This is a genomic window from Spirosoma sp., assembly GCF_026391055.1.
Lineage (GTDB): Bacteria > Bacteroidota > Bacteroidia > Cytophagales > Spirosomataceae > Spirosoma.
The window spans coordinates 253,866-276,684 of the sequence record NZ_JAPLET010000009.1; the positions used below are offsets into that span (position 1 = coordinate 253,866).

16 protein-coding genes are annotated in these 22,819 nt (G+C 52.5%); 11 read left to right on the forward strand and 5 right to left on the reverse strand.

Annotated elements, in window-relative coordinates:
* Window positions 1-44 precede the first annotated feature (44 nt).
* The gene (locus NT073_RS01915) at window positions 45-2,423 is read right to left on the reverse strand and encodes a sialate O-acetylesterase (RefSeq protein ID WP_297367961.1); all 2,379 of its coding nucleotides are present in this window, start codon (window positions 2,421-2,423) and stop codon (window positions 45-47) included.
* Between the two features lie 545 nt (window positions 2,424-2,968).
* Window positions 2,969-5,914 carry an excinuclease ABC subunit UvrA gene (gene uvrA / locus NT073_RS01920; protein ID WP_297367964.1) on the reverse strand — a complete coding sequence of 982 codons (2,946 nt, stop codon included), beginning with the start codon at window positions 5,912-5,914 and terminating at the stop codon, window positions 2,969-2,971.
* Window positions 5,915-6,064: 150 nt separating this feature from the next.
* On the opposite strand from uvrA, the gene NT073_RS01925 reads away from it, so the two are divergent.
* Both NT073_RS01925 and NT073_RS01930 read left to right on the forward strand, forming a co-directional pair.
* Window positions 6,065-6,694: an MgtC/SapB family protein gene (locus NT073_RS01925; RefSeq protein ID WP_297368136.1), complete on the forward strand. Its 630-nt coding sequence runs from the start codon at window positions 6,065-6,067 to the stop codon at window positions 6,692-6,694.
* Between the two features lie 41 nt (window positions 6,695-6,735).
* Window positions 6,736-7,374, forward strand: a complete 639-nt coding sequence (locus NT073_RS01930; RefSeq protein WP_297367967.1) for a hypothetical protein — start codon at window positions 6,736-6,738, stop codon at window positions 7,372-7,374.
* A gap of 102 nt (window positions 7,375-7,476) precedes the next feature.
* Here NT073_RS01930 and NT073_RS01935 read toward each other — a convergent pair whose 3' ends face one another.
* Complete coding sequence (locus NT073_RS01935; protein ID WP_297367969.1) at window positions 7,477-8,493, reverse strand: SGNH/GDSL hydrolase family protein; 1,017 nt, start codon at window positions 8,491-8,493, stop codon at window positions 7,477-7,479.
* Between the two features lie 326 nt (window positions 8,494-8,819).
* On the opposite strand from NT073_RS01935, the gene NT073_RS01940 reads away from it, so the two are divergent.
* Both NT073_RS01940 and NT073_RS01945 read left to right on the forward strand, forming a co-directional pair.
* A complete protein-coding gene (locus NT073_RS01940; RefSeq protein ID WP_297367972.1) occupies window positions 8,820-10,259 on the forward strand; it encodes an MBOAT family O-acyltransferase in 1,440 nt (479 codons plus the stop codon).
* A gap of 29 nt (window positions 10,260-10,288) precedes the next feature.
* Entirely contained in the window at window positions 10,289-11,389 is a 1,101-nt protein-coding gene (locus NT073_RS01945; protein WP_297367975.1) for a hypothetical protein, read from the forward strand.
* Window positions 11,390-11,409: 20 nt separating this feature from the next.
* Here NT073_RS01945 and NT073_RS01950 read toward each other — a convergent pair whose 3' ends face one another.
* Together NT073_RS01950 and msrB are read right to left on the reverse strand one after the other, a co-directional pair.
* A complete protein-coding gene (locus tag NT073_RS01950) occupies window positions 11,410-14,049 on the reverse strand; it encodes a T9SS type A sorting domain-containing protein (protein WP_297367978.1) in 2,640 nt (879 codons plus the stop codon).
* A 156-nt stretch (window positions 14,050-14,205) separates the two neighbouring features.
* On the reverse strand, window positions 14,206-14,613 hold the full coding sequence (gene msrB / locus NT073_RS01955; protein ID WP_297367981.1) for a peptide-methionine (R)-S-oxide reductase MsrB: 408 nt from the start codon (window positions 14,611-14,613) through the stop codon (window positions 14,206-14,208).
* A gap of 165 nt (window positions 14,614-14,778) precedes the next feature.
* On the opposite strand from msrB, the gene NT073_RS01960 reads away from it, so the two are divergent.
* The 7 genes from NT073_RS01960 to NT073_RS01990 all read left to right on the forward strand — a co-directional run bounded on the left by NT073_RS01960 (window position 14,779) and on the right by NT073_RS01990 (window position 22,811).
* A complete protein-coding gene (locus tag NT073_RS01960) occupies window positions 14,779-16,692 on the forward strand; it encodes an ATP-dependent DNA helicase RecQ (protein ID WP_297367984.1) in 1,914 nt (637 codons plus the stop codon).
* Between the two features lie 164 nt (window positions 16,693-16,856).
* Window positions 16,857-17,327, forward strand: coding sequence for a DUF2141 domain-containing protein (locus NT073_RS01965; RefSeq protein ID WP_297367987.1), 471 nt, complete (start codon window positions 16,857-16,859; stop codon window positions 17,325-17,327).
* Between the two features lie 146 nt (window positions 17,328-17,473).
* On the forward strand, window positions 17,474-18,340 hold the full coding sequence (locus tag NT073_RS01970) for an SDR family oxidoreductase (RefSeq protein ID WP_297368138.1): 867 nt from the start codon (window positions 17,474-17,476) through the stop codon (window positions 18,338-18,340).
* 180 nt (window positions 18,341-18,520) lie between these two features.
* Window positions 18,521-19,108: a gluconate 2-dehydrogenase subunit 3 family protein gene (locus NT073_RS01975; RefSeq protein WP_297367990.1), complete on the forward strand. Its 588-nt coding sequence runs from the start codon at window positions 18,521-18,523 to the stop codon at window positions 19,106-19,108.
* Entirely contained in the window at window positions 19,105-20,670 is a 1,566-nt protein-coding gene (locus NT073_RS01980; protein WP_297367993.1) for a GMC family oxidoreductase, read from the forward strand. The genes NT073_RS01975 and NT073_RS01980 overlap by 4 nt, the downstream gene beginning before the upstream one ends.
* Window positions 20,671-20,703: 33 nt before the next feature.
* Window positions 20,704-22,044 (forward strand): family 1 glycosylhydrolase, encoded by a 1,341-nt coding sequence (locus NT073_RS01985; RefSeq protein WP_297367997.1) that lies wholly within the window; start codon window positions 20,704-20,706, stop codon window positions 22,042-22,044.
* A complete protein-coding gene (locus NT073_RS01990; RefSeq protein ID WP_297367999.1) occupies window positions 22,044-22,811 on the forward strand; it encodes an alpha/beta hydrolase in 768 nt (255 codons plus the stop codon). The genes NT073_RS01985 and NT073_RS01990 overlap by 1 nt, the downstream gene beginning before the upstream one ends.
* The last annotated feature ends 8 nt before the right edge of the window (window positions 22,812-22,819 follow it).

A 22,819-nucleotide genomic window follows, 5' to 3' on the forward strand; every position in this document is an offset into this window, starting at 1 on the left:
TTCGCTATAAAGTATTCTGTATGAACCCGTAACGTTTTCTGAAATCACCGCACGCGCACATCGACCTGGGCGGTATCGTCTTCGCCGTTGGTCACGCCATTGCCGGGTATGGAGTCAGGATCAGGCACGCTGGCCGTCACTACCTGTGCCGTACAAACGCCCCGTCCGGCCACGGTAACCCGAGCCCGGAAATAAAGCGACCGGCTACTTCCCATTGTTAAACTGCTCACGCCAACAACCGGACTTCCGCCAGACAGAATGAAATCATCACCCGGAACAAATATTTGACCGGTGGGTAAATAGGCCGATATACTAATTCCGGTTGCCGTCAACCCGCCCTGATTCGTTACGGTTAATGTATACGAAATGACATCGCCTACAGCAGGCGTCCGGTTATTGACAGAAAGGGCAATACTGACATCGGCCTTGGCAGGATCGGGAGTGGGTTGACTACTGCTGACGGCGGGCAAAGGCACCTGGTTCGGGTTAGGCGATGTAAAAACGGCTGAACTGTTCTGACGAGTCCGAAAATCCAGTTGAGCGGCATCATCCTGGCCATCGCCGGTACCGGAGTCAGGCTGACTGTCGGGGTCGACGCTGGCAGTTTGTGCAATCTCGGCCGCATTCTGAAACATCCCGGCCATCGTGGGCTTTGCTGTAAAGCTCAGCGTTCGGGTGGCACCGGGCAAAACGTCGATGCCCGAACCGGTAAGGATAGCACCGGTAAGCGTAAAGTCACTCGACGAGACAAATGTCAGGTTAGCGGGAAGCCGGTTGCGTACAACAACATTTCGGGCCAGACCCGGCCCATCGTTTCGGACGGCCAGATTTATAATCACCGGCTTATTCACATCCGGCGTTCGCTGGTTGATTCCCATTGCCAGACTCACATCGGCCTTGTTTGTCAGCAGGAAAAGGTTTGAAGGTACGGCGGGCATGGCGGGCGAGGAAGCCACCACCCGAATCTGGAACCGGCCGCTCGGCAACGAATTGGGTAACGTTACACTAATCGGACTCACTGTACCTATACCCAGCACGCTAATGTACTGCCCCAGAGAATCCAGCAACTGCACCTCCCATTGATTCCCCGCATTGAAGGTACCCAGCGTAGAAAACGATACCGGAATCGTTGCGCCGGGCGGTACATAAGCCGCTACGTTACCCGTTACGGCGAATTGCGTCGGGGTAATGGGCTGTGCGTTCTGAAAAAATGAATTGCTAAGGCTGTTGTTCCAGTTACGGGCAAACCTCGACAGGCCCATATCGGTCGGGATGGGTTTGTTCAGGTAGTACTGCGGATGGGGCGACAGACGCGACACATTGCGAAAGTGTCCATCAACTGTGCCTGCAGCCCGGTTTTGAATGGTATCGTTGAGCGGACCTTGAAACACATTGAAACCGGGAGTGTCGATCACAGCCTGCTGTTGAGCCACGACATCCGGGTAAGTAATGCGACCGTTAAACGACACCCTGGCCACCATCCAGGGCAGGCTCCACCCGTTAAAATCGGCCCTCGTCTTAGTAATAACGGCCTTAAGCAGATTGGCATAATTCGGAATACTCGACGCAGAAATATCTCCTTCGGCCTCGCCCTGATGCCACAATACGGCCCGTACACCGGCCACCGCCCCGTAATAGCGAAGCACATTTTTTAGGTTCGTGTACGGTTGCAGGTTGGGCCAGTCGCCACCAACGCAGTAATAGGCGTTACAGGCTGCAATGCCATTCGCCGTTTTGTACCAGTTATCGATGGTCGATGCATCCCAGCCAGCTACGTAAAACGCAACGGGCACGTTGAACCGGTTGACAATATAATCACCTAATTCACCCCAGCCCCAGGAGCTTTCGGCCATTGGAAAGATTCGCCTTGCGGCTGTCAGGGCTTTATACCGTGGCACCGGCATAGGATCGCCAGATGAGACCAGGGCTGGCAAGGATGGCGGCTGGGGGTAGTAGTGATTGATGGAGTCGATGGCATTGACCCGGTCGGTATTGGTGCCAAGGTCATTATCGCCAATGCCCAGCCCCCGCGAATTCGATTGCCCTGCCGTAATAAATACTTCACCAATGCCCACGGGCTGTACACTGGCCTGCTCTACTACCGTGCTGCCCACGAGCGTACGCACGGTGAGTACATACCAGCCTCCGGCGGCCGTAACATAACCCAGAAAGAGATTGTTGGTGGGCGACGTCTGTACCGTTTGCCAGGCCGTAGCTACCCCCTGACCCGCCACGGCGGGCGTTAATTGAGCCTCAACCTTGTCTACTGTCCCGGTAAAACGCCCTGACAGATAAAGCCGACCGCTACCATCGGTTCCACGCTGCACGACAAGCCGCGCCATCGGGTGAGAAATCTGAAGCTGAGCCGAGACAGCTAACGGCCAGATAATGAGCAAAACAGCCCATTTAACAAACTTGAACATGAACGGTGGGTAAATACATTGGCACAAAAATACATGAAAGCAACTCAATATATATACTCATTTTACGAGTGACCTTCTCACTATTTTAGCTCAATTAATCTATTTTCGTTAAGCCCTGCACACAGTACTTTACCCTTCAATACCAGACCGTATCCAGCCGGTAAGATGGATATAGCAGAAAAATCAATAAGGTGATAACCACATTCAGGAAACTACCATTGCCATTCGGTTTGGTCGGATGCCCTGAACATTCCCTCGAACAGGTCATCATCCGGTATATGACCCGCTTCGGTAGCTTTCGCGAAGTACTCCTCCCAGCCATCTCGGGGATGTTGCTCAACCGGCTTTAGACTAATGATCCACCCAATACCTCTATATCTACCTCTTTGTCAATACTAACTTACTGAAGCATAGAACATGACCAAACCAATCCGTCTGATTTGCAAATGCATCGCTTCCGACAAAGTGTTATATCATTGTTATAACATAGCGAGCAGATAAGTGAATTCGCTTATCTGCTCGCTTATGTCTTTATACAGAATAGACTACACTTTCCCCTTGAGGTAACGGGCGGTGTGATTGCCGTCGTCCAGCTTCACCATGTCTTCGGGTGTGCCGCTGAAAGTGATGTGACCACCGGTTTCGCCCCCTTCGGGACCAATGTCGATAATATGGTCGGCGTTTTTGATGACTTCCATGTTGTGCTCGATGATAATTACCGAGTCGCCCTGATCAACCAGCGCGTTGATAGCCGCCAGCAACTTACGAATATCGTGGAAGTGCAGCCCTGTTGTCGGTTCATCGAAGATGAACAGCGTGCTGCCTTTGTTGGGATTGCCTTTGCCGAGGAACGATGCCAGTTTTACCCGTTGGGCTTCGCCACCCGACAGCGTATTGGCAGACTGCCCCAGGCCGATGTAGCCTAACCCTACATCCTGCAGAGGCTGAAGCTTATCAGCCATTTTGTTATCTACCTTGCGGAAGAATACAATGGCTTCGTCGACCGTCATGTCGAGTATATCCGAAATGTTTTTATCATGCAGGGTTACCTCCAGCACTTCCTGCTTGAAACGTTTGCCGCCACAGCCTTCGCACTTGAGGTAAATATCGGCCATGAACTGCATCTCGATTTTCACCTCACCCTCGCCCTGGCATACTTCACAACGCCCGCCATCCACGTTGAACGAGAAATGGCTGGGCTTGTATCCACGCGATTTCGATACGGCTTGGTCGGCCATTACCTGTCGGAGGTAATCATAGGCTTTAATATAGGTAACCGGATTCGACCGGCTCGATTTGCCAATAGGGTTCTGATCAATCATTTCAACCGACGAGATCCGGTCGAGCGAACCACCCAGACTATCAAATCTACCAGCCTCTTCGGTGCCTTCGCCCCGTTGCCGCATCAGGGCCGGGTACAGCACTTTCCGAATCAGCGTACTCTTCCCCGAACCCGACACACCCGTTACAACGGTAAGCGTATTGAGCGGAAAACGCACGTCTACATCCTTAAGGTTATTCTCCCGAGCGCCCTTGAGTTCAATAAAGTTGGTCGCCTTCCGCCGGAACGTCGGCACCGGAACCGTTTCACGGCCCGTGAGAAAGTCGATGGTGTGCGAAGAGGAGTTAGGAGTTGCCGATGCCGGTCCGCCGATGCGGTCAGCAATTTCTAACTCCTTAGACGAAAGCTCCTTAATATCTCCCCATGTCCCCTGAAACATCAGATGTCCGCCCAGCGAACCGGCGTCGGGGCCGATGTCGATAAGCTGGTCGGCGGCACGCATCACCTCTTCTTCGTGCTCCACAACAATAACCGTGTTGCCCATGTCGCGGAGAGCTTCCAGTACGCTCACCAGCCGCTGGGTATCGCGGGGATGCAGGCCAATACTCGGCTCGTCCAGAATATACATCGAACCAACCAGCGCCGAGCCAAGGGAAGTAGCCAGTTTGATACGCTGGTATTCGCCACCCGACAGCGTATTGGTCAGTCGGTTGAGGGTCAGGTAACCAAGTCCAACGCGCTCCATAAAATCCAGCCGATTGCGAATTTCGATTAGGATTCGGTTGGCCACCTGTTGCTGATGGGCGGGCAGTTCCAGGTCTTGGAAGAACGTCGTGACGTGCGTCAGGGGCATGAGCACAAGGTCGGTAATGGATTTCCCGCCTACTTTTACGTAGCCCGCATCTTTCCGCAAGCGCGAGCCCCGGCACTCGGGACAAGTCGTTTTACCCCGGTAGCGCGACAGCATTACGCGGTACTGCACCTTAAAGGTCTGGCTTTCCACGAAGGCAAAGAACGCGTTGATCCCGTCGAAATACTTGTTGCCAGTCCAGAGTAGTTCCTGCTCGGCGGGTGTGAGGTCTTTGTACGGGCGATGAATCGGGAAATCGAATCGGATGCCGTTCTTGAGCAGGGGTTTCAAAAACTCCTCGCTCATTTTCTCGCTCCGCCAAGGTGCAATGGCTCCTTCAAAAACCGACAGATTTTTATCGGGGACAACCAGATCCGGGTCGATACCCAGTACCTTCCCGAAGCCATCGCACCGACGGCAGGCTCCGTAGGGATTGTTGAACGTGAACAGGTTTACACTCGGCTCTTCGAACACGATTCCGTCGAGTTCAAATTTATCGGAGAAAACCCGCGACTCTTTACCTACGACATCCACCCGACAAGTGCCTTCCCCTTCGCTGAACGCCGTTTGTACGGAGTCCGAAAAGCGGTACTGGTTATCTTCGTCCGGGTTACCGTTGGCATCGTACAGCACCGTTCCCCGGTCAACGAGAATCTCGAGAGAAGCGTGATCCGCAAAGAGGGAGGCATAGTTGCCTTCATTCTCTAAAATATCTTCGATTTGCAGCACCTGCCGAGCCAGTGATGCTGCATCATCCTGACCGCCATCCGCCACAATACGGGTGTAGCCTTTCTGCAGCAGGATATTGAGTTCATACGCCAGTGTCCGGCCTTCGCGGATGCGCAAAGGAGCCATGATCATGACCCGCTGACCGGCCTCATATGCATACATAAAATTGACGACATCCGTAACGGTATCTTTCTTTACCTCATAGCCCGAAATAGGGGAATACGTAACCCCGGACCGGGCAAAAAGCAGCTTAAGGTAATCGTAGATCTCGGTTGAAGTCCCTACCGTTGAGCGCGGATTTCGGGTCGACACTTTTTGCTCGATGGCAATAGCGGGCGACACACCTTTGATGTACTCCACCTCGGGCTTCTCCATCCGCCCCAGAAACTGCCGGGCGTAGCTGCTCAGGCTTTCGACGTACATCCGCTGGCCCTCGGCAAAGAGCGTATCGAAAGCCAGCGACGATTTGCCCGAACCAGACAGCCCCGTTAAGACAACTAATTTGTTGCGCGGAATGGCAACATCAATTCCTTTAAGATTATGTACTTTCGCCCCTTTAATGATAATGAACTGTTTGGGGTCGAGCTGGTCAACGGAACTAAAGCGTTCGGTTTCCGTGGTCTGAGTCATTCTGAAGTAATGAGGGTAAACTCTATCTAAATTTTAACGGTTTATTTGAGAATATGGTTTCTCCGGGCTGGTTAAAACGGGCTGGAGAAATCAATAATCCGCTACACTGCAACAGGATGCAGCAGATTACCGTATTGGCTGATGATAGAAATGGATTTTGCACAGGAAGACCTTATTCGTTTGATGGTTGCGCTGGTCATCGGTGGAACAATAGGTGCCGAGCGGGAGTACAACGGTAAGTCGGCCGGGTTGCGAACGATGATTATGATTTGTGTGGGCTCCGCACTGTTCACCATGATTTCGGGTCGTATTGGTGGAACCGGCGATCGCATTGCGGCTAATATTGTGAATGGTATAGGCTTCCTGGGAGCAGGCATCATTTTCCGGGAAGATAACCGGGTCAAAGGGCTAACCACGGCCGCTACCGTTTGGGCGGTGTCGGCGTTGGGCATGTGTGTAGGGGCGGGCCATTACGATATTGCCATAATTGGGTTTATCTTTATTTTTGGGTCGCTGCTCCTGCTGCTCGGTTTATCAAGCCGTATCCAGAAAATGAACCAAACGCGTGATTATAAAATTGTAACAGCATTTCATAACAAGACGCTGAAGCAATACGAAGACCTTTTCAGTGAGTTTAAATTAAAGTCGACCCGCAACCAGCAACAGCGCATTGGCACCGAAATTATTGGCAACTGGCGGGTTAGCGGTTCCGAGCAAAATCATGAAAAGTGCATTAAACGTTTGTTGAGAGACCCTGAGGTAAAAGAATTTACCTTCTGATTACGTTACATACATAGAGTTATTATTTCGCATAAAACACCATGAATCATATCCAAAAGTTACTTTTCATTACGGCTCTACTAACCAGTAGCATGGCCTTTGGTCAGCTAACCGAAGACCCGGACGACCGCCGGAGTCAGGGTAAAGATCCGCTTCGTACTCAAACGCCGGAGGGCCGACCTTTGCCTTTTGGTCAGCGGCTGCGGTTTGGTGGCGGCATCAACGGCTTTCGTTTTGGCAATCCGTTCAGCCTGGGTGTTTCGCCCGTAATTGCCTATCAGGCTAGTGAGCATCTAATTGTCGGCGTTGGCGGTACTTACAACTATACCCGTTACAAGGCGTACACAAACACAAATACAACCGTTCCGTACCGGACACTTAATCAGTATGGTGGACGTGGATTTTTGATGTATGAGTTCATTCCATCCATTCTGCCGAATCTGTATTTGCACGGAGAGATAGAGAGCACTACGATAAACGACAAATTTGAGCAGCCCGGTTTACCAGCACCAGCTACGTACAGTCTGACATCTCCCTTGTTAGGGCTAACCTATTCTCAACCTATTTCCCGGCGGTTTGGTGTTAACTTAACCGCTCTCTATAACTTGAATTACAATAACAGTGTAGCGGCCAGCCTGATTTACAGCAGCCCGTTTGTACTGCGGTTATCGTTCTTTTGAGTCGGTACACGCACGCCCCTATTATAGGCAACTCAAGTTTTTCACCACAAAGCGCACGGGGCAATTCGTATGAATTGCCCCGTGCGCTTTATGCTTATTTGATTACTGAATCTTCTCCCAGATTAAATCGGCGATTCGCTGCATACCAGCATCGTTTGGATGAGCGGCTACGCCGGGGTCCTTGTACTGACTGGCAAAGTAGGCCCGCTGCCCCACCAGTGGGCTCAGATCAACAAGTGCGTGTCCTTTTTCAAGAGTTACCATCCGGACTATGGCATCGGACTGGGGTTTGTCCCAGACACTGGTCGTGCAGACAAGGCGCACCGGCTGGCCGTAGTTGGCCAGTAAGTCGAGGAGCTGTCGATACTGTTTTTCAAAATTACGCTGTGCGACCAGACTCTGGTCAATGTTTTCTCCGATCCGCAACACGATCAGATCGGGTTGGGTCCGTTTCAGTATCGGCGTAAATTCATCAAGGCTATATGCTGCCGTTCCAAAATCCCGTTCGAAACTCCCGCCCGACTCCAGATTGACGGTGATGGCCGGGTAAAGTGCCCGCAACCGACCCGTTAACAGGTGAACAAAATCCTTTTCGGGCGCTGACGCAGCCATGCCGTTGAAATTAAACCAGCCCAGATCGGGCACAGGGCCGTGGCTCATGATACTATTGCCAAGGATCAGCATCCGTTTATAATAGAGCGAAAACGAAGCCCCCCGGCTGATGGATCGTTTGTCTCCAGCCCGAATCCGCGAAAGTATCGTGCCACCAGAGAGGACGGTAAACTGATCGCCGGTGAGCCAGCTGCTACCGTTATCCAGCGAATACTCGATTACGGCTCCGGCAGGCAGGGTATCGGCGGTTAGTCGTACGGGGGTGCTTAGGTAAAAAGTACCGCCATCGGGCGAAAAACGAGGGGGCGGCACCTTGAGCGTATCGAAGGGAGGTGGAGGAGCAACCGGGCCAGCGGTTGACGACCCACTCCCCGGCGTAGTAGCCGCTGGTGGTGTAACGACCACAACTCTGGGGCCGTCCAGCGATGGATAGTCTCTGGTGCAACCGACCAGTACGAGCAACGGAACCAGTATGACTAGTTTACGAATGAAAAAGTAATGCTTCATTATGTACAGATGTCAACCTCTTTTTTACCCTACCACCCAATCAATCCAAAAGCGGTCTATTCTAGTAACCCATTGTATCATGCTGCTGTTTAACGTGGTGTCTGGTTATTGGCGCAGAGCAAAATTACATATACGTACTTTTGTGACACATTTACAGGTAAAGTTGCCCGGAGTAGTCAGAAGACTCGGAGCCGTGTATTTATAGTATATTTGCTACTTTGATGTTTTTGGCTTTGTGTGTCTGTAATTCTGTCACACCACCCAGGCAGTAGCTTTCGAGCATCGCAAAACATGTAATTTTACGCCCATCCCTATCCGTAACGCTTATGCTGTTTAGCTCAGCAATATTTCTGTTTCTGTATCTGCCTTCCTTCCTGATTATCTATTACCTGTTACCGAAGCGCTGGCATAATTCTTTTCTATTTTTTGCCAGCTTACTGTTTTATGCCTGGGGAGAAGGTCCGGTCGTTTTGGTACTCCTGCTCTCAGCCTTAATCAATTACATTGCGGGCCGCCTGATTGAACAAGGTCGTCGTCAAACGGGCTTATGGCTGTCGCTCATCGGTAGCCTGTCTCTGCTCTTCTATTACAAGTACGCTAATTTCTTTGTTGATTCCATTCGAGGTACTGCCGAAATCTTTGCCTTACCCATTGGCCAAAGCCTAACGCTCGGCCATATTGCCTTGCCAATTGGTATTAGCTTTTATACGTTTCAGGGTATTTCCTACACCCTCGACATTTACTGGGGACGCATAAAAGCCAACCGGAGCTTTCTGGATTATGGCACCTACGTCGCCATGTTTCCGCACCAGATAGCCGGGCCCATTGTCCGCTACGCCGATATTGCCCCCGAACTGGCCGACAGGTCCACCACCATAGAGAAGTTCGGTGTCGGCGCGGAGCGGTTTATTCTGGGGCTGGCCAAGAAGGTGCTGCTGGCTAACACCTTCGCCAGCCTGGCCGATACCATTTTCAATGCCCCGGCTACCAGTTACGGGACGGCAACCGCCTGGCTGGGTATCATCGGCTATTCGCTCCAGATTTATTTCGACTTCTCGGGCTACTCCGACATGGCTATTGGACTTGGCAAAATGATTGGGTTCGACTTCAAAGAGAACTTCAATTACCCGTACGTTGCCCGTTCTATTCAGGACTTCTGGCGTCGGTGGCATATTTCATTGTCGAGCTGGTTTCGCGATTATGTATACATTCCACTGGGAGGTAATCGGGCCAGCAAACTGCGCACTTACCGCAACCTGCTGATCGTGTTTTTTGTGACCGGACTGTGGCACGGAGCAAGCTGGAATTTCATCATCTGGGGGCTATTTCACGGCCTGTTCCTGCTGGTGGAACGAGCGGGGCTCGGCAAACGGCTGGAGCGGGTATGGCCACCCGTCAGGCACGTCTACACGGTGCTGGTCGTGCTGGTTGGGTGGGTGTTTTTCCGGGTCGAGACATTGCCCGAAGCCATTCATTACCTACAGAAAATGATCGGGCTGGGCACCCAGCCAACGGGCATTATGGCTTATCCGCTCGCTTATTTTCTAAATGCCGAATTAATCGTTTCGCTATTGATCGGCATTATGCTGACAACGCCTGTTTACCCCTATTTTCAGCGGGGTGTGGAGCGGTTGGCAGCCCGGTTGGCCCCCGTTGGTGCCCTCATTAATTCGCTTTATGTAGCCGGTTTGTTCGGCTTGTTTGTGTTAGCCGTTATGTATCTGGCCGCCGACACGTATAACCCATTTATTTATTTCCGATTTTAAGGGCAGTTAGTGCTACCTAAAGACAATCCATGAATAGCAGCCGTACCCGTATCATCGCTGTCGTTTTTTTACTTTTCCTTGTTCTCCCAACGGTCGATCAGCTACTTGGCCTGTCGTCCCGATTCAGCAGTACCGAGAACCGGAAACTGAATAAGATGCCCGCGCTGAACTTTCCGCACCTTCGCAGCTTTGTCAAACAATTTGACCATTACTACAAGGAGAATTTTGGCTGGCGGAATGCGCTGTTTTATGTCTACAGCCGCTGGAAATTTAATATTCTGGGAGAATCGCCCCTACCTGAAAAGGTAGTTATTGGTAAGAATGGCTGGCTGTATCTGGGCAATAGCTACAACAAAGTCATTGACCAGCACCGGGGTCTGCGGCCGCTTTCGCTGGATTCGGCGCATCGGATTGCCAGCCATTTGTTGCAGCGTCAGCAGGAACTGGCAAAACAAGGCGTCCAACTCTACATTCTGGTAGCTCCCGATTCACACACCATTTACCCCGAGTACCTTCCCGACCATATACAGCAAAGCACCGACCCATCGCGACTGGATATTCTCAAGCAGGCGATTGCGCAAACCAACCTTCGCTTTGTCGATATTCGGGATACGCTCCTAGCCGCAAAACGGGACCATGTTGTATATTACCAGACCGATACGCACTGGAACGAATACGGAACCCTGATTGGCAGTGCAGCCCTGCTAAACCGGATTCGGAAGGAGCAACCTGCTATTCCTCCCGTTCGGCTGTCGGATTATCATATAGAAAAGCAATCGGGCGGGGCCGGTGATCTGACCACCATGCTGACGCTTCAGGATGAGCAGCGGGATACGATCTATTATTACATAAAACCCATTCCCGGCCGGGCCGCACGGCAAATTGCCCAGATACCAAACGAAGAGACGGGGTACCCATCCACCCGGTTTTCAGGGCCGGGCGTGGGTCGGCTGTTAGTTATCGGCGATTCATTCAGTCACGGCCTTATGAACTACCTGCCCGGCTATTTTCGTGAATCCTACTTTATCCGGGGCAGTTATCTGGACCCTGCGGTTATAAAAGCGGAGAAGCCCACCGTTGTCGTCATTGAAGTCGTAGAACGCAATATCAACCAGTTAACCACTTTTTAGGGTTGGTTAGTGTACAATATCTAATTCACCAACATGACTTTCTGCGTCAGGACGGCATCGCCGACAGCCAGTTGCCAAATGTACAGCCCCGACGCCATGTGGCTCAGGTCAAGTTGCTGACGCACTTTTCTACCAATGACCGGCAGTATCTGCTGACGCAATATATGGCCCGCGGGGCCGATCATTCGTAATTGAACGTCCGAAACGTTGGTTGTCAGGTCAACATTCAGTTGTACCATACCGTTGGTGACCGGATTCGGATAAACCTGAAATGACCCTACCGATGCGGGTTCTTCAGCCAGCACGAGCGGTGCGGGAGGTGCCTGAATGCGAAGATTATCGACTGCCCAACCCCAGCCATACGCCAGTTGGTCGGATACTAGCCGGAACCGAATTATAAGCTGATCGCCCGCCCGAAAAGGGCTTCCTGGCTTCAGGATCGGTATATCCCGATGGCGCAGAAGGGCTGGAACGCCCATTGTTTCGGAGTTCTGCTCGCCATCCAGCCCGGAAACCAGCCTTGCCTTGTAGGCAGTAAGCCAGTCGGTTTTATCGGCAGAACTGTAGGCATCTACCAATGGCGTCCAGGTTCGACCATTATCGGTAGAGCCTTCAACTATTACATAATCGTAGAAGGTAGCGTCGCCGGGTTTGCTTCCGGGGGTGCCGGGTTCCATCAGTACCACCTCATCGAATCGAATAACGGCACTATCCGGATTGGCTTTAATTCGGATGGGCGACAGCAACATGTACTCGAAACTGCTTTGGCCCCGAAAATCAGCACCGTTCCGATACGGATGCTCGGAATGGATGGCTCCGCCCCCAAACCCTACCGGCGTCGACAGACTGAACCCTGATCCCGCGAAATCACCGGCCGTGGCCACGTTATCGAATGTATTGATGTACTGATCGCGCACTGGCTGCTGAGCAACAACCCGCAATTCATGAAAGCCGGTGGCGGGATTGATCCGCTGGTTCTTACTCCGCGACGAATCTCTGGCAACAATCCGATACGCAAGCCTGTCGCCGGCGTTTAACGAGTTGGCCGGAAAGTCAATTCGGGTGGAATAGACGCTATCGTAAATCGTATTATTGACCGTCCGGCGGCCGTACCGCAGTTGTCGACTGGGCTGGGCTACTCCATTGATTTGGTATTCGACATAGGCGGCCCCAATACCACTTCGGTCGTCAGCAATACGGGCGTAGATGGGCAAACTATCCGCCACCGTCGTCGACAGAATACTATATTTTGATGGGCTGTACTGAATAACTGGCGGTGTGTTGTCGGGGCCAACCCGCATGTGGTGCCAGGTTTGCGACCCGGTTGTAAACTTACCCGGATTGGTAAACGTACGTTCCGATGCATCCCGCGCCTGGAAGTAATACCAGGTATCGCCCGAAGCCTGTAAGGCGGGCAGTATATATCGGTACTCGTCGGTACTGCCCACCCGAACGGGCGACACGGCGGTAGCCACCGTATCCTTGGCGGTAGGCGCACTTTTTCGATAAAATAACCGAACAGAGCCGGGCGTAAGGGTAGTATCGCTGATGACACGTACACTGAACACAAAGTCCCGGTTCTCTTCAACATTCAGGACCGGTTCGTGCAAAACCGAAGTCGTTTTCCACTCTAAATCCGAGAAGAATGCCAGTACCAGCGGGCCGGGCGTATGCATCGACTGGCCCTGCGCCAGCCGGGCGCTCATCAGCGAGTTGATGGTGCCGGTCGGGTAAGTATCTTCGTTTAAGTGGTAAACATTGGCCGCCCGATCAAATTGAGCCTGCGCATTCAGCTTTAGCCGGAGGCCACTTGTTTGGCGCAGCACCGTTCCGTTCAGGTACAGATCGCCACCCGTCAGTTGCCGGTTCAGCGCAATCGAGTTGTTGGGGTAGTCGGCTTGTGACGTGACCAGCCGCTTTCTCAGCCCGTTTTCAATGAAACAATCATAAACAGAAGGCAGATCGGCCAGGTATTGGCCATTCCCCTGATCTCCTTTGCCACTCTCGACGCTGAAGAACCCAATGAAACCAAGTCCGTGAGCCAGTTCGTGGAGCACCGCCGTTACCAAATCCGTTTGCCCTTTGGGCGTTTTACCATCCGTTCCGTAATACCAGTTATTGTTTCGGTTGAAATCTGCGATAATATCGGGGTCGGCTGGATTATTCAATTCCCGTCGGGCTATTTTTTCGGCGAGTGCTACCGGGTAAAAAGCGCGTACTTTCTGACTACCGTCAAAGCTGTAGCGATAGGACGCCGGACCCGCCGATCCCAACAGGTTGGGCTCCTGCGAAACCCAGTTTGCCTGAATTCGAATGGGCACCGGTGAGACAATCAGCGTCGACCATATATCGACGGCATACTGAAAAGCGCGTCTGGCTTCAGCGGTGAAATTGGTATAGTTAACAATAAACTGTGCCGTGGGTGCCAGCGGACGGGCATTGGGGCTGGTTTGCCGAAGAAAAGACGCCGGGGCCGCAATATACCCCGACCCGTTCTGACCAGTTGAATAATAGCTGATCTTATTCCCCTGAATTGACAGGCTGACCGGCTTCGTGACCGGCCCGGCCAGCGTAGGAGAACCGTTCTTTTGAGCCAGACACAACTGTGCTCCCAACAGTCCGATTGCACTTATTAACCGGAACACATTCCCACAATTCATAGCGATGTAAATCTTTCGGTCACGCAAGTTCGTTTTGGTCGACGTGCGAATTTCGACATCAATCGCCCAATGGCAACAAAAAGACGCATATATGACCTAACGGCTCCTGAGCTATGAATTCTTCCTCTCAACAACTCGTCTGTACTACCAATGCGCTTATTCAGCGTCGGCGGCTCGCTTAAGTACCAGCGATACTGAGTTTAGGCAGTAACGCAGGCCGCCCGGTGGAGGACCATCGTTGAACACATGCCCTAGGTGAGCATCGCAAATGTTGCATAATACTTCAACCCGCGACATACCGTGGCTATAATCTTTTTCCAGACGAATACGCTCCTGTTCAATAGGTTCGGTAAAACTGGGCCAGCCCGTTCCCGACTCAAACTTGGTTGTCGATTCGAACAGTTCTGTACCACAGCATACGCAGGCATAGAGACCGGGGTCATGCGCTTCGCAGTACTCGCCCGAAAATGCCCGCTCGGTTCCCTTGCCGCGCGCTACCCGGTATTGTTCCGGTGTTAGTAGCTGCCGCCACTCTTCATCCGTCTTGATAACTTTTTGAATCATTGCCCTATTCGTTACTGTTCATGTCTTTGTTTATAAGCTAAACCCAATAGTCATCCAATTTGTCTTTTCCCCGCCGTAAATTTGCAGCATTGCCCGCATTATTTATAAAGACATCCTTAACCAGACCGACTACCCATCTGGCAGGTACCGTAAACTCGTAATACATTGACCATCCGGCAGATTTTACAGCAATTTTGGGGATACACCAACTTCCGGCCCATGCAGGAAGATGTGGTCAATACCGTGCTGGCCCGGCAGGATTCGCTGGTACTGATGCCCACCGGCGGGGGTAAGTCGATTTGCTTTCAGGTGCCTACGCTGGCTATGAAAGGCGTTTGCATTGTTGTGACGCCCCTCATTGCCCTGATGAAAGACCAGGTGGAGCAACTTCGCCGACGGGGTATTCCGGCAGCGGCCATCTACTCCGGCATGCATTATCGGGAAATAGATACCGCCCTCGACAACTGCATTTATGGCAATACCAAATTTCTCTACGTGTCGCCCGAACGGCTGCGTACCGAACTGGTCATTGAGCGGGTTAAACAGATGACCGTTTGCCTGCTGGCCGTCGACGAGGCACACTGTATTTCGGCCTGGGGATACGATTTCCGGCCACCTTACCTGCAAATCGCCGAGTTTCGGGAGTTAATTCCCGATACGCCGGTTATTGCCCTCACCGCGTCGGCCACGCCAGATGTGCAAACGGATATCGTTGAAAAACTGGCCTTAAAAACCCCACAGGTATTCAGGCAATCGTTTGCACGGGCCAATCTGTCGTATTCGGCCGTGCTGGAAGAGAACAAAGAAGCCCGGCTGTTGCGGGTTCTGCAAAATGTACCGGGTTGCGCCATTGTCTACGTTCGCAGCCGGAAACAAACCCAGAACGTAGCCCAATGGCTCGTCAGGCAGGGCATTTCTGCCGATTTCTACCATGCCGGGCTTACTACCCAGCAACGGGCCGAAAAACAGGACGCCTGGATTCAGAACCGCACGCGGGTGGTAGTTGCCACCAACGCCTTCGGGATGGGCATCGACAAACCCGACGTTCGGGTGGTGGTTCACCTCGACGTACCCGATTCGCTCGAAGCGTATTATCAGGAAGCGGGTCGGGCCGGGCGCGATGGGCAAAAAGCCTACGCTGTGATGTTATACACCGCTGGCGACCTCGAAAACCTGACCTTCCGGACCGAGCAGCTTTATCAGCCCGTTGAGATGCTGCGCCGGGTATATCAGGCCATTGCCAATTATGCCGCCGTACCCGTTGGCGGGGGCGAATTTAACAGCTACGATTTCGACCTGAGTGCGTTTGCCAGTACGTTTAAACTGCCCCCGCAGGAAACACACTATGCCCTTAAACAGCTTCAGCTCGAAGGATTCATTCAGCTGAACGAAAACTATTACCATCCCTCCCGGCTGACGATTGTGCTGGATAACCGGCAGTTGTACGAGTTTCAGGTGCTGCACCCTCGCTTCGATTCGTTCCTGAAATTGTTGCTGCGGATATACGGGGGCGAACTGTTCACCGATTTCATCACCATCTCGGAGTCGACGCTGGCGCGGACGTTCCTCATCAATCAACCCGAAATCGAAGTCCTGCTTCAGCAACTGCACGAGCGAAATGTGGTTATTTATGAAAAGCAGAAAGACAAACCCCAACTCACCTTTCTGACACCCCGCTACGATGCGGCCTCGCTACCCATTAACTTTCAGGAGTTAGCCCGCCGGAAAGAGCTGGCGATGCGCAAGGTACAGGCTGCCATTCTGTACACCGAACACCCGACCCAGTGCCGCACCCGACTTCTGCAAGCTTACTTCGGCGAGAAACCGGGCGAGGCCTGCGGCATTTGCGACAACTGCATCAAAAAGAAGAAAAAGGCCGAAGCATCTTTGTCTGCGGTACGTGAACAGGTTCGCGATTACGTGGCGCTGGCGAATGGTCCCGGTGTATCGCCCAAACAACTGTCGCATTATTTTGCCCAGATGGACGCCGATACCCTCGCCAAAACAGTGAAACAAATGCTGGCCGAAGAAGAAATTCAGTACAACAAAAACGGCAACCTGACGCTGAATCTGGGCTAGATTACGTTTTCCGCCGTCCCATGTTGTTGTCTATTCGTCCCAAAACTTGTCATTCATACCGCAATCGTGCTATTCGTCCCATTCGTTTTTGGCGGGTTAGATTGGTCCCTATGTTTGTGCTGTCAAACAAACGGCAACAGCCATAAACGTTTCTACTGTCAATTATGAAAACGATCATCACCAGCCTTTTCGCTCTCGCCTTATTCATTGGTAACATGACTAAACCTTGTCTGGCTCAGCAGACAACACCTACCACGTCAACATCCGCAACAACGGCTACCTATAAACTCACGGTTGTAGTTTCGGGCATAGAAAACCGTTCAGGCAAGCTGTACGTGGGCCTGGCCAACAATGCCGAAACATTTAACGGGGAGTCGAAAGCAACCGCTGTAGCGGACGTATCTGCTTCGGGAGATATTACCGTAAATTTCGAAGGCATTCCAGCCGGCCGTTATGCTGTTCGGATTTATCAGGATCTGAACGACAACAAGAAAATGGACTTTTCGGGTCAGATGCCTGCCGAGCCATTCGGCTTCTCGAACGTAACCATGCTCATGGGGCCACCCACCTTCGACCAGTGCACCTTTAATCTGGACGGCAACAAAACCATTCAGGTTGGCATGATGAGTTTATAGAATAGCATCAACCCAAAACAAACGGGAGCCTTCAATTAAGAAGGCTCTTTTTTTGTGCCTCATAACAAAACCATTGAACGTCCGTTTATGTCAACATGCCTAATCAGGCCACTAACCTGATTGACAGCGTGACACTCGACGATCTTATGGAAACAACTGAATTTCGGCCGGACTCGACAGAGATCCCCGGCCAGCAACTACCCTATCCGGCCCGTCAGTCGGATATGAACCCGGCCCCAGACAGCGACCTTTCCAACTATAAACCCGCCGGTAAGCTTATCGACAAAGTAGCCATCATTACCGGAGCCGATTCGGGAATCGGGCGGGCGGTGGCCATTGCTTTTGCGATGGAAGGGGCCGACGTCGCCATCGTTTACAACGAAAACACCGACGATGCCAAGTACACGAAGCGCATGGTCGAAAGTAAAGGCCGCTCATGTCTGGTCATTCAGGCCGATGTTCGCAGTTCAGCCGCCTGTAAAGACGCCGTTCAGCAAACGGTCGATAAATACGGCAAACTGAATATTCTGGTCAACAATGCGGCTTTTCAGATGGCGCAGGAGAAACTGGAAGACATTACCGAAGAGCAGCTCCGTCGCACCTTCGATACCAATATTCTGGCGTATTTCTTTATGGCGCAGGCCGCCCTGCCGCATCTGCACGAAGGCGACGCCATTGTGAACACCGGCAGTATCGTCGGCATTGTCGGCAACCCTATTCTGGTCGATTATACCGCTACGAAAGGAGCTATTCATGCATTCACCAAATCACTTGCGATTCAGTTAGGCAAGCGCAATATCCGTGTCAACTGTGTAGCGCCCGGTCCCGTTTGGACGCCCAATATTCCCGCTACTATGCCCGAAGACGAAGTCAAAAACTTCGGTCATGAGGTAGCCCTCGCCCGTCCCGGTCAACCCGAAGAACTGGCCCCCGCCTACGTCCTGCTAGCCTCCAGCGAAGGCAGCTTCATGACCGGCAGCATTGTGGAAGTAACAGGTGGGAAATTGGGATAAAACGTACCCACGGGCTTCAGCCCGTGTTTCATAAACTGAGAAACACGGGCTGAAGCCCGTGGGTACGTTCATTTGCATTCGCTGACTGAAAAAATATACATGCCTCTGCGTCAGCGAATGCTGACTTCATAAAAAGGCACAGGTAAATACCTGCGCCAGCTTACTCCGTGCCAGCTTACTATGACCCATTACCCGCCTAATACGGTGCGTGACCTGCTCAAAACTGATCAGGTTACGGATGCCACGCGTCAGGTTTTGACAGAGCGATTGGACGCTCCGTCGCACCCGCCAACGTTTTTTACGGTTCAGGAATGTGACCTTCTGCAGGCTATTTGCAGGCGACTTATTCCACAGGACGACCATACCGAATTGGTCGACATAGCAGGCAATATCGACGAACGCCTGAGCCAGCAGAAATCTGACGGCTGGCGCTACGATGTTATGCCTGCTGACGGCGACGCCTATAAACTCGGACTCAAAGCTATCGACGAAAGTGCGCTGATACGATTTGGCCAGCCCTTTCGAAGCTTATCAACCGAACAGCAGGATATTCTTCTTGGAGCCGTTCAAAAGAATGAGGCACCGGGCCAGATCTGGCAACAACTTCCCGCCGACCGCTTTTTTGAGGAATTACTCACCGAAGCCGCTGAGAACTATTACAGCCACCCCCTCGCCCAGGAAGAGATCGGCTATGTCGGTATGGCCGATGTACCAGGCTGGCAACGTATTGGCCTGAACCAGTTGGAAGACCGCGAACCCACCCTATGAAAACGTACTCAACTACAGAAACCGTTGACGCAGTCATTATTGGCACCGGAGCCGGTGGAGCCCCTCTCCTGGCCCGGCTCGCGAAAGCGGGATTAAGCGTCGTAGCCCTCGAAGCCGGTAAACACTGGAACCCGGCGCGCGATTTCGCTACCGACGAAAAAGCACAGGAAAAGCTGTTCTGGAACGACGAACGGCTCAGCGCCGGGAATGACCCTCTACCCTTCGGCAGCAATAACTCAGGAACCGGTGTTGGCGGCTCTACACTCCACTATACGGCCTACACCCCCCGCGCCCAACCCGATGATTTTCAACTTCATACCGATTTCGGCGTTGGCGTCGACTGGCCGATTGGTTTCGACCAGATCGAACCGTATTACGAAGAGGTCGAGCAGTTTCTGGGCGTTTCGGGGCCTTCCGCTTACCCTTGGGGACCATCCCGAAAACGTTCTTATGCGCTTGGCCCACTACCCGTCAATGGTGCCGGTCAGCTGATGGAACGAGGTTGTAAAGCCGTGGGCATCAAAACATCTCCGGCGGCTAATGCGGCTTTGTCAGCGGGGTATTATCAGGAAGGCGTTGGTCACCGGCATGCCTGCACGAATCGGGGCTTTTGCCAGGCAGGGTGTAACATAGGGGCTAAGGCCAGCATGGACGTTACCTATCTGCCGCTGGCCGTTCATTTTGGAGCCGAAATCCGGCCGGAATGCTTCGTCACGCAGTTGGTAAAATCAGCGTCCGGCACCATCAGCGAAGTCGTTTATGTACATAACGGGCAGGAGGTGCGGCAGCGATGCCGATATGTGTTCCTTTGCGCGGGCACCATCGAAACGGCTCGACTTCTGTTGCTGAACGGGCTGGCGAACAGCAGTGGTCAGGTTGGCCGAAACGTGATGGCCCACCCCGGCCTGCAAATCTGGGGCGAATTTGACGAAGATGTTCGGCCCTACAAAGGCATCCCCGGCGCATTGATCTCGGAAGATACTCATCGGCCAAAACAAGCAGACTTTGCGGGTGGATACCTACTTCAGTCAATTGGTGTAATGCCTGTCACCTATATGACTCAAATGGCGAGGGGACGGGGTTTGTGGGGGCAGGAGCTGAAACGGGCGGCTCTGGCCTACAACCATGTGGCGGGTATTAACATCCTTGGCGACTGCCTGCCCCACGACCATAATTACCTGGAATTATCGGACGAGAACGACATCCGTGGTTTACCCAAACCGCGTATCTACTTCACCAACGGCGAAAACGAAAAACGAATGACCGCCCACGCCGACAAGATCATGCGCGACATTTGGACCGCTGCGGGCGCCAGAAACATATGGGCTTTTCAACGAAACGCCCACGTGATTGGCACCTGCCGCATGGGCAACGACCCCGAAACGGCCGTCGTCAACGCCAACGGCCAGTCGTTCGATATTCCGAATTTATACATCAGTGACAATTCAACGTTTCCCAGCGCTTTGAGCGTGAATCCGGCCCTAACCATCATGGCGGTAGCGTTGCGAACGGCGGATAAGTTTTTAAGTAACGCGGGTAGAAACCCGCAATCAGCATTATAAAGCGGGCACTTATCATCAACGCCTGCAGAACAAATGGCAAAAACAGGATTTCTCGACATCATAAAGAAAAAATACGGCGACGGCAATTACGACGGCGACCAGTTTGGCGGGGCCGGTGGCCACGACGGCAGCGGACCGCCCGAAGACAACCCGGCTAATTTTATGTTCGCGACGGGCATCGAATGTTCGTACCCAACTATTCAAAAGGGAAAAGTACGCCGGGATCAGTTGCGCGAGTGCGGGCACTACGACCGTTGGAAGGAAGACCTGGGACTCGTTAAAGAACTGGGACTGAATGTACTCCGCTATGGTCTCCCCTATTACAGCATTCACCAGGCACCGGGCAAGTTCGACTGGAGCTTTGCCGATGATGTCATGCGCGAAATTAAGCGACTGAAAATTACGCCCATTCTGGACCTTATGCATTTTGGCGTCCCGGACTGGATCGAGAATTTCCAGAACCCGGAACTGCCCATTCACTTCGCCGATTATGCTGCAGCGGTGGCCGACCGCTACCCGTGGGTGCGCTTTTATACACCGGTGAATGAGATTTACGTGACCGCCCGAATCAGCGCGAAAGATGGCGTCTGGAATGAGCAGCTCAAAACGGATAAAGGGTTTGTTATGGCCCTTAAACACTGCGCTGCCGCCAGCATCATGGCCAATCAGCAGATTGCAAAACGACGGAACGATTGCGTGATCGTGCAAAGTGAAAGTGCCGAATTTACGCACGAACTATACGCCAAGCCTTCACCTCAGGTAGCACTGGAGAATGAGCTGCGCTTTTTGTCGCTGGATTTGCTTTATGCTAATCCCCCCTCGGCAACGGTAGGCATGTACCTGTTGGACAACGGTATGACCCGCGAAGAGTATGACTGGTTCATGGTTGGCAAGCCACCGGGCTATCAGGTGATGGGGAACGACTACTATGGCCGTAATGAACGGATTCGGTTGGCCGATGGGTCTATTCGAACCTCAATGGATGTGCTTGGCTGGTACGAGATCACCAAAGACTACTACGAGCGCTACCGCATGCCCGTGATGCATACCGAAACCAATGTATTCGAGGCTGATCAGGCACCCATCTGGCTTTATAAACAATGGGTTGGGGTGATGAAAATGCGTCGGGATGGCGTACCTGTATTGGGTTTTACCTGGTACAGCCTCATCGACCAGATCGACTGGGATTCGCAGTTGGGCGAGTTGAACAACCACGTCAACGAGTGCGGCCTGTACGACCTCGACCGAAAACCGCGCCCGGTAGCCGAGGCCTATAAGAACTTGCTTAGTGAGTTTGGGCAAATCACCGTCGTGCCCTATGGCGAGGTACTTGAATTAACCGACCGGCCTGCCCGGCTTAAAGTTCAGGTCTGATGAAACATGCTATTAACGGCGTTCTCCTGAATGTGCTGGAGCAGGGCAGCGGCTCATTAACCTTAGTCTTTTTGCACTATTTCGGTGGTTCGGCGCTGGAATGGGAGTCGGTGATGAGCCAGCTTTCGGAGCAATACCGATGTCTGGCCGTCGACCTGCGCGGGCATGGCGACTCGGATGCTCCGGCAACGGGCTATTCGGTCGATACGATGACTGACGATATTTCGGCGTTGATCGATTCGCTTCATGTACAGGAATTTGTGCTGGTTGGGCATTCGATGAGCGGCAAGGTAGCACTGGCGTTAGCCGCCCGCCAACCCGCCGGACTTCGGTCGTTGGTGCTGGTGTCGCCCTCGCCCCCCGTACCGGAACCCATCCCCGACGATGAGCGTGAAAAGCTGCTAACAGGTCATGGAAAACGGTCATCGGCCGAAAAAACCCTCAAGAACATCACTGAAGCTCCGGTTCCAGCAGCCGTTCGGGAGCAGATCATTGCGGATGACTTACGAACCGCCAAACCCGCCTGGGATGCGTGGTTGCTGGAAGGCAGTAAAGAAGATATTTCGGAGCGAATGTCAGCCATTGACATTCCAGTTCATATCATCGTTGGCCAAGAGGATCGGGCCTTACCACCTGATGTGCAGGATAAAATGGTTTTGCCTTATCTGAAAAATGCCTCATTCAATACGATAGAACACGCCGGGCACCTGCTCCCGTGGGAGGTACCGGATAAGCTGGCAACTTTTATTCAGAAAAAAATAGGCTAGTCTTGTTC

What these genes read in the sequence shown, in the direction of transcription:
- NT073_RS01915 (WP_297367961.1), bottom strand. Translation starts at nt 2,423, where the DNA reads ATGTTCAAGTTTGTTAAATGGGCTGTTTTGCTCATTATCTGGCCGTTA.
- uvrA (WP_297367964.1), bottom strand. Translation starts at nt 5,914, where the DNA reads ATGACTCAGACCACGGAAACCGAACGCTTTAGTTCCGTTGACCAGCTC.
- NT073_RS01925 (WP_297368136.1), top strand. Translation starts at nt 6,065, where the DNA reads ATGGATTTTGCACAGGAAGACCTTATTCGTTTGATGGTTGCGCTGGTC.
- NT073_RS01930 (WP_297367967.1), top strand. Translation starts at nt 6,736, where the DNA reads ATGAATCATATCCAAAAGTTACTTTTCATTACGGCTCTACTAACCAGT.
- NT073_RS01935 (WP_297367969.1), bottom strand. Translation starts at nt 8,493, where the DNA reads ATGAAGCATTACTTTTTCATTCGTAAACTAGTCATACTGGTTCCGTTG.
- NT073_RS01940 (WP_297367972.1), top strand. Translation starts at nt 8,820, where the DNA reads ATGCTGTTTAGCTCAGCAATATTTCTGTTTCTGTATCTGCCTTCCTTC.
- NT073_RS01945 (WP_297367975.1), top strand. Translation starts at nt 10,289, where the DNA reads ATGAATAGCAGCCGTACCCGTATCATCGCTGTCGTTTTTTTACTTTTC.
- NT073_RS01950 (WP_297367978.1), bottom strand. Translation starts at nt 14,049, where the DNA reads ATGAATTGTGGGAATGTGTTCCGGTTAATAAGTGCAATCGGACTGTTG.
- msrB (WP_297367981.1), bottom strand. Translation starts at nt 14,613, where the DNA reads ATGATTCAAAAAGTTATCAAGACGGATGAAGAGTGGCGGCAGCTACTA.
- NT073_RS01965 (WP_297367987.1), top strand. Translation starts at nt 16,857, where the DNA reads ATGAAAACGATCATCACCAGCCTTTTCGCTCTCGCCTTATTCATTGGT.
- NT073_RS01970 (WP_297368138.1), top strand. Translation starts at nt 17,474, where the DNA reads ATGGAAACAACTGAATTTCGGCCGGACTCGACAGAGATCCCCGGCCAG.
- NT073_RS01975 (WP_297367990.1), top strand. Translation starts at nt 18,521, where the DNA reads ATGACCCATTACCCGCCTAATACGGTGCGTGACCTGCTCAAAACTGAT.
- NT073_RS01980 (WP_297367993.1), top strand. Translation starts at nt 19,105, where the DNA reads ATGAAAACGTACTCAACTACAGAAACCGTTGACGCAGTCATTATTGGC.
- NT073_RS01985 (WP_297367997.1), top strand. Translation starts at nt 20,704, where the DNA reads ATGGCAAAAACAGGATTTCTCGACATCATAAAGAAAAAATACGGCGAC.
- NT073_RS01990 (WP_297367999.1), top strand. Translation starts at nt 22,044, where the DNA reads ATGAAACATGCTATTAACGGCGTTCTCCTGAATGTGCTGGAGCAGGGC.